The organism is Thiomicrorhabdus cannonii (genome assembly GCF_013391695.1).
Lineage (GTDB): Bacteria > Pseudomonadota > Gammaproteobacteria > Thiomicrospirales > Thiomicrospiraceae > Thiomicrorhabdus > Thiomicrorhabdus cannonii.
The window spans coordinates 21,642-32,059 of sequence record NZ_JACBGH010000016.1 but is presented as its reverse complement, the minus strand read 5'-3'; the positions used below and the strand labels follow the sequence as shown (position 1 = coordinate 32,059).

Below are 10,418 nucleotides of genomic sequence, written 5' to 3'. Positions count from 1 at the left end.
GTTCTCGGTAAGCCGCTTATTATAATCAGTTTCGAACCAGGCTGTCAACAATTTTTTCAAATTATTTTCAGCAACTTCTCAATTCAAAACTCATCAAATCCGCTGCTCATCACCCCCGCAACTCGCCACTCAACTTCTCAGTCAGCGTCTCGTCGTGAAGAGGTGCGTATTATGTCCAAACTCAGAATTAGTGTCAACAGTTTTTCCAAAAAAATTAATAAAAGTTTTCGACTGACTTTACCACTTAATTTTTATTACGCCTTTCTTTTACAACTGGAGCATCCCAAGGCCCGGTGACATCATAGTAATAACTGATCAAATCTTCATTAATATCGGGAATGACTTTCATCAGCGCGTATACCGCCAAGGCGGTAAACGGTGATGCAATCCCGGTTATTGCACTCAAAGCCGTCAACGAGCTGCCTAATGCAGGGGTTACATCCGCCTTCAGTGCAAACTGCTTCTCTTCTAAATTGACGTTACCCGTTAATCCTACCGAAACCGATGGCGCTTTCAGCTTAAATGAGTCCAAATGCAACAACCCATCTTTCAAATAGGCTGTGCCATTTATTGAATCGTAAACCAGCCCTTTTGTGGTCACGTCTTTAATATTCAATGAAAGGCGTCTCGCCAGTGAGGTCACATTAAGGAGTCCCAACATGCGGGCAAATCCGGGCTCAATACTTTCGATCACTCCATCTTCTATATTAAAGACGGTTTTGCCGATAACGCTTGTCGTCTGGAAGCAGGACACGCCGCCTTGCCACGTCAGATTGGCTTTTACTGTACCGCCTTTGCCCTCAAAGCCTTTTTTCAGTCCGAGCAACTGCGTTAAGCTGCCGACATCTTTAGATTTGAGATGCATTTCTGTACTGCTTTGTGCAATGTTTCTATGGAAAAAATAGGTACCCGTGACCTTACCGGCATTGCCTCCCAATTCCGCATCAATATTTTGAAGCAAAAAAGTCTCCCTTTTTTCCGCCGTCTGAAAGGCCAATTTCGACAGCACTATTTGGCCAACACTCATATTCTGTCCATTGAAATGAATACTCGGCCAACGCATGCTCGGCGACGATTCTTGTACGTCACATGCGCTACTGCGCCCCTCATCGGCCTCTTCAGCTGGCACATCGGGCAAGCGCAAACGCAGGCGATTCAATTGCACATCAATCCGTTCCTCCCCGTTTATCTCGGCGATAGCTTGCAGATAGTCAGCATTCGCACTGACCGAAACCGTCTGTTGATTGGTGCTCTGCCAATGTACCCTTGCCGCCGGATAGTCATGTGACAACACCTTTATTCCGGCAATATTCAGGGTCGATCCTCCCCAGTTAATCGGCTGCCACAGCTTGGCCTGCCCCTCTCTAAAACCGATTCCCTGCCAGTTTATCCAGCCATCCACATCCCAAAAAGGTACGTTACCCTGAATGATCAGCCTATTTTCATCCGTTATGACCGCCCTGGTGTCATTGCCGCCCAGCTTAGCCGTACCCACCAATTTATAGGGTTTGCCCGCTTCTTCCAGCAATTTGAACTTGTACACCCCCAACTTGGCCACATGCCCTGACAACTCCATAGAGGCACCGTCGAAATTGAATTCATGGTGTGATCGGGTTGCCATCGCCTCTTGATTAAACGGCGCCGGCAGATGCCACTGCGCCTGCGAACCATCCACATCCAACTCCACGGAGACCCGGCCTGTTGAGTTTTTTTTGCCCAACGGAATCCGTACTTGAGACTGCCACGGAACCGTACCTGTTACCCAGTTCTCATAGTCCGCATTTGCGCGCCCCTGAAGATCCAGGAGAATTTTTCCATCCGTTTTGGCGGTTGCAATCTTCATCGCGAAAGGCCCGCCCTCAAACTGTCCCTTGACCTCTTTGCTTTCAACGCTGACTTCGCTAAACGCCACCGTTCCATTCAACGCATCAAAATGCAATGCCTCATATAATCGCAACTGCACATTATTTAAAGCCACACTTCCTTTGAGCGTTTCCGGCTTTTGATCAAAACCGTAAACGGGAATCCACACCTCATCCAAACTGACCTTGACCGGCCCCTGCAAATCAAAACGCTGCTTATCCTGCAGAAGCTCGGCAATGCCCATTTTGTCCAGCAAAGGGGTTTGCTGCAGATAGGCTACGGCATCATTCGCCTCCCCCTGCACCTGCCCGGCAAAACGCACCGCAATATTTTTGCTGTGCAGATCATCAATATGAACGGCCACTTTGTCAGCCTGCAGCCCCTTTGCAAGATTGAAACGCTCCGGAATTATCGTGAGCTGATAGGGAGTGAACTCAATACGCGCATCAAAATCAGGCAGCGCCGGCCAGTCCGGCTGAAACTTCAACTGCATGTTCTTGACAGTGGCAACCGCTGAAAGCCGGCTTTGACTTTTGTCAATGAACGGAAAATCGTTCAAATTCCCATCAAACGTCAACTCGCCTTTTACCGATTTGCCTGACACCAAGGCGGTTTTGAGCCAATCCTGCAACTTGGGCGACATTAAAGCGTAGGGCAAATACGACTTCACCTTGGCAACCGTTTCAGGCTCGATTTTCAGATTGGCCTTCAGGCCGCCGGCAAAGTCGCCTTGCGCCTCAACGACAACCGGCATTTTGTCCCAATCCAAAAGCACTTCATCCAGCCTCCAAAAACGATTCTGCTGGTCAAATTCCCCGCTCAAGCGGTTTTGCAGTTGAAAACGCATCGGGATAGAGTGCAACTTGGGTTCCATCACCCAGAAAGGCTTGTCAATAATCACCTGAAACTCGGAACCGCGTTTGTCGAGATAGACCTGTTCCATGGCCAGGCCGGGCAAATGCGTCACCGGCACAGCCAACTTGGCGATCTCCAATGACAGGTTATCCAGAAACAGCGTCTGAACGTCCAGGTCACCCTCTATGTTCTGCAATGACAGCGCAACCGAGGCCTGAAAAAGCTCGGCCACTTTTTCATTCTTGAGAATGGCATGCAACATCGGCTTGAAGGGTTCGATATCGAATTTTTCGGTGGCGAAGTGCAATTTGCGATTTTGAGATAAGGACAATTCAATCGGCGCGACCGTTTGAATATAGCGGCTGTCCATCTGGATTTGACTGGCGGAAAAACGCCAATTGATGCGACTGAGATCGCGCACCTGTTCCTGATTCTGCCACACCAGATTGATGCCCAGGGTTTTCGGCAACACCGGATTATGATCAGGCCAGTGCAACGCCTGCGCATAAAGTTCCAGCTGCATATCCGCCAACCGCGCCTGCGACAAATGCGCCCGCAAATCGACCATCAGCTCACCGCTCGGCAACACCTCATGCCACTTCTGCGGCAAAAGATTGGCCAAACGCTGCACATTCAGGGGTTGAAACGAGGTGACAGCCAGCTGCCCTTGCTCGGCGCGCCCCCATACGTTCGGGGAAAATGACCCCTTAAGCATAAACTGCTCATGGTGCAGCGCGTCACCATAAGAAATATCGATATCGGTCGCCAAACTCCAGCTGCTGCCTTTGAACGCCTGAAAACTGGCGATATCGACCGACCAGGGAACCCCGTCCTGAAAACTGGCCACCGAGAAGTCGGCAATATCCACCCGCGTCCACAAGCGGTTGAGATTGAATCGACCGATCCAGGCCTCCAAGGCCTCGGAGTTTAAAGCCGCCGGCTGTTCACCAACAGTTTCGGCACCCTCTGACGCAGGAACGTTTAACTGCCATAAAATAAACTGCTTGAGCTCCAGAAACTCGCCCCAGCGCGCACTCGGAATCAACGGCGAAAACAAGTTGAGATCCACCGCCAGCTGCCCCACTTCAAACTCCACCGTGGGATGCTCAACCAGCAGCCCCTCAACGTTGAGCGTCACGCCAAGCCAGTTCTGGTCAATCTCCAGTTTCTGAAACTGAATGTGACTGTCGGTCAGAAACTCAACCACACTGTCCACCTGATTGGGGGCAAATTGCGCCCAGGTGATGACGCCGCGCACCAGCAGCAAATAGCCGACAAACAGCGCGAAAATCCATAACAGCAGATGGTGTGTTCTACGAACCATAGTCCGATCCTAACGGCTTAGATGCAAACCATTACATCATCACCACATCAAATTGCTCGGCGGCATAGGTGCTTTCCGCCTGAAAGCGGATGCTTTTGTTCAAAAAGGCTTCCAGCTCCGCCACACTGCTGGACTCCTCATCCATAATACGCGCCACCACACTCTCGGCGGCGATCACACGGTACTGCTGCGCGTTAAACGAACGCGCCATGCGGGTTATTTCCCTGAAAATTTCAAATGCCACCGTTTCCGCCGTCTTGACCGTACCGCGACCGTTGCACATTGGACAAGGCTCGCACAGAGTGCGTTCCAGACTTTCGCGCGTGCGCTTGCGTGTCATCTCCACCAACCCCAAATTGGAGATATTGCTGATGGAGGTCTTCACGCGATCTTTGGACAACTCTTTTTCCAATGCCGACAATACATGGGCTTTATGCTCTTCAGCCTCCATATCGATGAAGTCCAGAATGATAATTCCGCCCAGATTTCGCAAGCGCAGCTGGCGTGCAATGGCCTGCGTCGCTTCCAGATTGGTGCGGTAGATCGTCTCCTCGAGGTTTTTGTGACCGACAAACGCGCCGGTATTCACGTCAATCGTCGTCATCGCCTCGGTCTGGTCAATAATCAGATAGCCGCCGGATTTCAGATTAACACGCTTCTCCAACGCCCCCTGAAGCTCCTGCTCGATATTGTAGAGGTCAAAAATCGGTCGCTCCCCGGTATAGAGTCCAACCCGGTCGGCCAGCTCCATCACATAGGTGTCCACAAACTGTTTCATCTTCTGGTAGGTTTCCGTGGAATCGACACGGATCTTCTCAATGCGCTCGATCGGAATGTCCCGCAGAATGCGCAGATAGAGCGGCAAATCCTCATAAATCACACACGGCTTGCGCGCATTGCGGGCTTTTTCTTGCACGTCGTTCCACAAGCGTTGCAAAAAGATCATATCGGCACGTAACTCGTGAAAATCCACGCCTTCAGCGACCGTGCGCACAATAAAACCGCCTTCGGTATTCTTGTATTCCGGAATCTGCTTCATCATTTCACGCAGGCGTTCGCGCTCTTCCGGCTGCTCGATCTTTTGCGACACACCCAAGGTACGCTCATTCGGCATATACACCGCCATGCGGGATGGAATCGTCACCTGCATGGTAATACGCGCGCCCTTGGTGCCAAGCGGGTCTTTGACCACCTGCACCATAATCTTCTGCCCCGGACGCAGCAGTTTGACAATATCCTCGCACTCCTCGTCCTCGTGACCGATGGCTTTCTGGCATACATCCGACACATGCAAAAACGCCGCACGTTCCAGACCAATATTTACAAACGCCGCTTGCATGCCAGGCAACACCCGATCGACCTTGCCGATATAGATATTGCCAACCAGACCACGCTTGTTGGTACGTTCCACCCACACTTCCTGCAACACGCCGTTTTCCACCCAGGCGACGCGCGTTTCATTGGGTGTGACGTTGACTAAAATTTTTTCTTCGTTATGCATTTTGCTTCGCTTTGTGTCTTTATGTTTAGCGATAATAACCGGCTTGGCTCAACAACTGATCCAACTCAAACAGCGGCAATCCCATCACCCCCGAATAGCTGCCGTTTATCTTTTCGATAAAGCGCGCACCCAGTCCCTGAATGGCATAGCTTCCCGCCTTGCCATCCGGTTCGCCAGAGGCCCAATAAGCTTGAATCTCGCTTTCATCCAACGCCCGAAAACAGACTTCGGTTTGGTTGACCGCCGAAAACACCTCGCCGTCATACACCACCGCCACCGCCGACAGCACCGTATGCGATTTCCCCGACAGCAGGCGCAACATACGCACCGCATCGGCCTCGTTGCGCGGTTTGCCAAACACTTTGTTATCCAATACCACCGCCGTATCGCCACCGACCACCCAAATCTGCTTGCCGGCCACCTTATTAAAGCCGTCCAACGCCTTCTCGATGGCAATGCGACGCACATACGAAAACGGCGTTTCATTCGGCAAGGCCACCTCTTCCACCGGGGCATTGACGATCTCGAAGTGCAAGCCCAGTTGCTGCATCAGCTCGGCACGCCGCGGCGAGGTGGAGGCTAAATAGAGTAATTTTTCGTCACTTGGCTGTGTTTTCATAAATTTCTGCTATCATTTTCACGTATCGCCCATTCTACCCTGTAAAAAGGCCACATGCGCGGTTTGCGTGACATTTTCACGTTATGTTCATCCTTATGGATTTTGGAATTTTTATGGACTTTATTCTGCCTGACCACAGCCCCGCCGTGCTAGAACAGACCTTCGACGCGGTTTATCTGTTTGACCATCCGCTTTACTCGCTGATGGCCGAAAGAACCGAACTGACCTGGTTTTTGATTATTCCCAAACAGCCGCTGCAGCAAAACCTGAGTTACGTGCAAAACCTCTATGGTGAAATTTACCGCTTGATCGATTTTATACAGGCGAACGGACTGGGCCAGCATTTTAATATCGCCAAAATCGGCAATAAAAACCCCAACCAGCATATTCATTTGATTTTCAGAGAAGAAGGCGATGAAGTCTGGCCGGACGCGGTATGGTGCCACGAACCGCTCAAAGCCAATCAAGACAAACCTTTGGCGCTAAAAGCCGCACTAAAGGATTTTTTTGAAAAAAACGTTTAAAAAAACTCAACAGGCCGGGTAGCTGAATTCAACCACCCTTGGATAGCACCGCATCAAACACCTGCGCAATATGCCAGGCTTCGCGCTGACCCAAATCGGCAATCTGATGACGGCAACTCGTCCCCGTCGCCACAATCCAGTCGTCCGGCTGGGCGTTTTGCAAAGTCGGCAACAGACTTTGGTTGGCGATTTTGACCGACACATCATAATGTTTGTAGCCGAATTCGCCCGACATGCCGCAGCAGCCCGAATGGATCATGCGCACCTCCAGCCCCTCGATCAACCGCAGCGCCGCCGTCGAATCGGCGGGTTTGGCCAGCGCTTTTTGATGACAATGCACATGCAGCCACACTGTTTTGGGCGCGGTTTTGGACGCGGTTTTGGCAAACACATTCAAAGCAGGCAAAGCCTTCTGGCTTTGTAACGACAACATCAACTCTTCAAAACTCTGCACCTGCGTCATCCAAGCCGGCCAGTCAGACCCGGCCTGTTGAGTTTTTTCAAGCTGTTTTTTCAGCAAATCTTTGGCCTCATCACGCCATACCAACAATTCGGAAGGCTCAATACCGACAATCCTGTCGCCCTCTTGCCACTCTTCGAACTGCTGCATCACATCCAACAACCCCGCTTGGGCTTCAGGCAACAAGCCTTTGCTGATTAGGGCGCGCGGCGAATTCCCCATCCAAACCGGTTGCGGCTGCAATCCCAACTTCAACAAGGTTCGCAATACCGCCTGTCCCACCTGAGGCTCCTGGAACTGACTGAACAGATCCATCAATACCCATACTTTGGGTGCAGAAGCATCCACCGTTTGCTGCTGCCACCAAGTCTGCAAATTCATGGCGTGCGCTTGCGGCAGCGTGCGGCGTTTATCAACCCCCATCACCCATTTGATCGGGGCCAATGACTGCAGCGCGTTAAAGAGTCCAGGAACGCGCTGCCCCAATCGCAGCAAACGGCCGTAATGTTTTAATGCCCACGCACCCACATCCACCGCTTTACGGGTCTGGTGCAATACCTCGGCTTTAAGACGCGCCATATCGACATTGGCCGGGCATTCGCTTTTACAGCCTTTGCACCCCAGACACATCTCCAACGCATCCTGCAATTCGGCATCGTTCAGCGCCTTGCGCGGATCGGGTTCGGTCAAGGCATAACGCAACAAGTTACTGCGCCCACGGGTGGAATAGTTCTCTTCGCGTGTCGCCTGATACGACGGGCACATCACCCCACGCCCCGCCGACTTGCGGCACGCCGCCGCGCCGTTGCATTTTTCCACCGCATCCATCAGCGACAAATCCGCCGACCAGTCAAACGCCGTGGGTAAAATCTGTTTGGGCTGGCGGTCGGCTCGCAGGCCCTGGGTAATCGGCATATCGCCGATAATCACACCCGGATTCAACAGATTGTGCGGATCGAACGCGAACTTGACCTCTTTCAACCAGGCATAGACCTGCTCGCCAACCTGCTCTTGCAAAAATGGCGCACGGATACGGCCGTCGCCATGCTCGCCGGACAAGGCGCCACGATACTTTTTGACCAGTTTGGAATTGCGCTCGGCAATCGTCTGCATCAGCCGCTTGCCCTCCTCAGTCGCCAAATCCAACTCCGGACGGATATGAATCAGCCCGACCGACGCATGGCCGTAATAGACGCAGCCCACGTCCAATTCGGCCATCAGCGCTTGAATATCGCAGAAATAATCGAACATGCTATGCACGGGCACCGCGGCATCCTCAATCACCGCCACCGCTTTTTTGCGGGTGACCTTGCCCATCAACATACCCAAACCGGCTTTGCGCACCTCCCACACCTTGGCGGAATCGTTGCGCGCAATAATCGGCGCGGCATAAGCCCCCAGCGCCAGCAACCCGGCCTGTTGAGTTTCCAATCGCTGCTGCAAGCGCGTTTCGTCTTCCTCAAAAAACTCAATGACCAAGACCGCCTGCGGATCGCCTTCAATCCAAAAGCGGTTCTGCTGTTGTTGCAGGTTGGCTTGAGTGCCGTCCAAGGTGACTTTGTCGATCAACTCAATCGCTGCCGGTTGCGATTCCAACAAGCGCGGCACGATTTTCATCGCCGCCTCAATCGAATCGAAGTGTGCGCAGATCAGCTGCTGGAATTTGGGCGTTTTCACCAGATGCAGCGTGGCCTGCTTGACCACCGCCAGCGTGCCTTCGCTACCGCAAATCAAAGGGGCCAAGTTGAACGGTTTGCCGCGGGGATTGAACGGCTGGTGATGACGATACAACTCGTCCAATGCATAGGCGGTGTTGCGGCGTTTGATGGAAGGATGCGGAAAATGCTCCAGAATGGTTTTGCCGTGACGCTCCAGCAGATGGAAAACGGTACGGTAGATATTGCCCTCAAAATCCTGCTGCGCCAGCTTTTCTTCAAGCATCGCCGGTGTCAGCGGGCCAAAGATGGTTTCCGTGCCATCGGCAAGAATGACCTCCACCGATTTGACATGCTCGCGCGTGGTGCCGTAATAAACCGAGTAAGAACCGCAGGAGTTATTGCCGATCATCCCGCCGATCATCGCACGGTTGGAAGTGGAGGTATCCGGCGCAAACCGCAAACCGTCCGCCTTGACGAAATCGTTCAGGTCATCCTGAATCACCCCCGGCTCAACATCAATCTCAAACTCGTCAGGCCGGTAATCCAGAATACGGGTCAAATGCTTGGAAACATCAATCACCACCCCCGGACCAATCGCCTGCCCACCTAATGATGTGCCGCCGGCGCGGAGGGTAAGGACGTTTTTATCGCGAATGGCACGTTTAACAGCAGCGACTAATTCAAAGGAACTTTTAGGAAAAACTAGGAACTGTGCCTGGATTTCGTATATGGAAGCGTCATTCATAGCGGCCTCGTCAAAAGAGATATCAAAGTGATCCATACCCTAGACGAAGCAAAAAGTACAGAGTTAAAAATTGCAGCATAAAATGCTTGAATATTGGATAGTGCCTTCTTGAACTCAGTATAAAATACAAAACATAATCATGGATTGGACTGGTCAAATTCCCCCAAGCCATCATAAAAGCTGAATAGACAACAAAATAAGATATGAAAATTCCATATCTGAAATCTTAATTAAATCTACCTTGCCAAAATGCCTTTATGAAATATTGAGGATTCTCGAAAAAAGACTGCGATGCTTCGATGTTTTCCTCTGACCAATCCCACCAATTAATCTCTAACATGGCAGCAATGATTTCCTCAGAAAAACGGAAATTGATGACCTTAGCCGGATTACCAACAACAATCGCATACGGCGCTACATCTTTGGCAACCACTGCTTTTGCTCCAATAATGGCACCGTGACCAATTGTAATACCTGATAACAGGGTCGCTCCATGCCCAATCCAAACATCATGTCCAATTAAAACATCACCCTTTGCTAGCGTCTCAGATTGCGACAGCGAGTTCAAACACCACCTATCTGCAAATGGAAAGGTTGATACCCTTTCTTTACGATGTTCTCCACCGGCTATTATCGTTACCTCATCGGCAATCGAACAATATTTACCAATTACGACCTTTGAATGGTTTCCCCAACTGTATATGGTTAACCCATTAATGTATGAGTGATCGCCAATCTTAACCTCCGTCGGCTTCCCTCCTTTGAATCGTATGTGGCGGTCCCTAGTTTTCTTGCGATCTCGTTCTAAACTATGATCTGTCTTACAAAAAATCTTTTTTATTATTTGCATCAAAAAAACGCCCAAACAA

General features: G+C 51.1%; 7 protein-coding genes. 2 read left to right on the top strand and 5 right to left on the bottom strand.

All coding sequences use genetic code 11. The features are described 5' to 3' along the window. On the top strand, window positions 1-297 hold a 297-nt coding region (locus tag HZ297_RS11985), incomplete at its 5' end, for a hypothetical protein (RefSeq protein WP_218644628.1). On the opposite strand, the gene HZ297_RS11585 is transcribed toward HZ297_RS11985, so the two are convergent. Genes HZ297_RS11585 through HZ297_RS11575 form a run of 3 tightly spaced genes read right to left on the bottom strand, consistent with a single transcriptional unit; the run spans window position 245 to window position 6,162 of the window. Then, the gene (locus tag HZ297_RS11585; protein WP_178863898.1) at window positions 245-4,042 is read right to left on the bottom strand and encodes a YhdP family phospholipid transporter; all 3,798 of its coding nucleotides are present in this window, start codon (window positions 4,040-4,042) and stop codon (window positions 245-247) included. The genes HZ297_RS11985 and HZ297_RS11585 overlap by 53 nt on opposite strands. Before the next feature lie 31 nt (window positions 4,043-4,073). After that, window positions 4,074-5,543: a ribonuclease G gene (gene rng, locus HZ297_RS11580; protein WP_178863897.1), complete on the bottom strand. Its 1,470-nt coding sequence runs from the start codon at window positions 5,541-5,543 to the stop codon at window positions 4,074-4,076. 25 nt (window positions 5,544-5,568) lie between these two features. After that, window positions 5,569-6,162: a Maf family protein gene (locus tag HZ297_RS11575; protein WP_178863896.1), complete on the bottom strand. Its 594-nt coding sequence runs from the start codon at window positions 6,160-6,162 to the stop codon at window positions 5,569-5,571. Between the two features lie 113 nt (window positions 6,163-6,275). Between HZ297_RS11575 and HZ297_RS11570 the strand changes: the two genes are divergently transcribed. Further along, the gene (locus tag HZ297_RS11570) at window positions 6,276-6,686 is read left to right on the top strand and encodes a hypothetical protein (protein ID WP_178863895.1); all 411 of its coding nucleotides are present in this window, start codon (window positions 6,276-6,278) and stop codon (window positions 6,684-6,686) included. Between the two features lie 28 nt (window positions 6,687-6,714). On the opposite strand, the gene HZ297_RS11565 is transcribed toward HZ297_RS11570, so the two are convergent. Together HZ297_RS11565 and HZ297_RS11560 are read right to left on the bottom strand one after the other, a co-directional pair. Next, complete coding sequence (locus HZ297_RS11565; RefSeq protein ID WP_178863894.1) at window positions 6,715-9,549, bottom strand: FAD-binding and (Fe-S)-binding domain-containing protein; 2,835 nt, start codon at window positions 9,547-9,549, stop codon at window positions 6,715-6,717. A gap of 226 nt (window positions 9,550-9,775) precedes the next feature. Then, a complete protein-coding gene (locus tag HZ297_RS11560) occupies window positions 9,776-10,399 on the bottom strand; it encodes a CatB-related O-acetyltransferase (RefSeq protein WP_178863893.1) in 624 nt (207 codons plus the stop codon). Window positions 10,400-10,418: the final 19 nt, after the last annotated feature.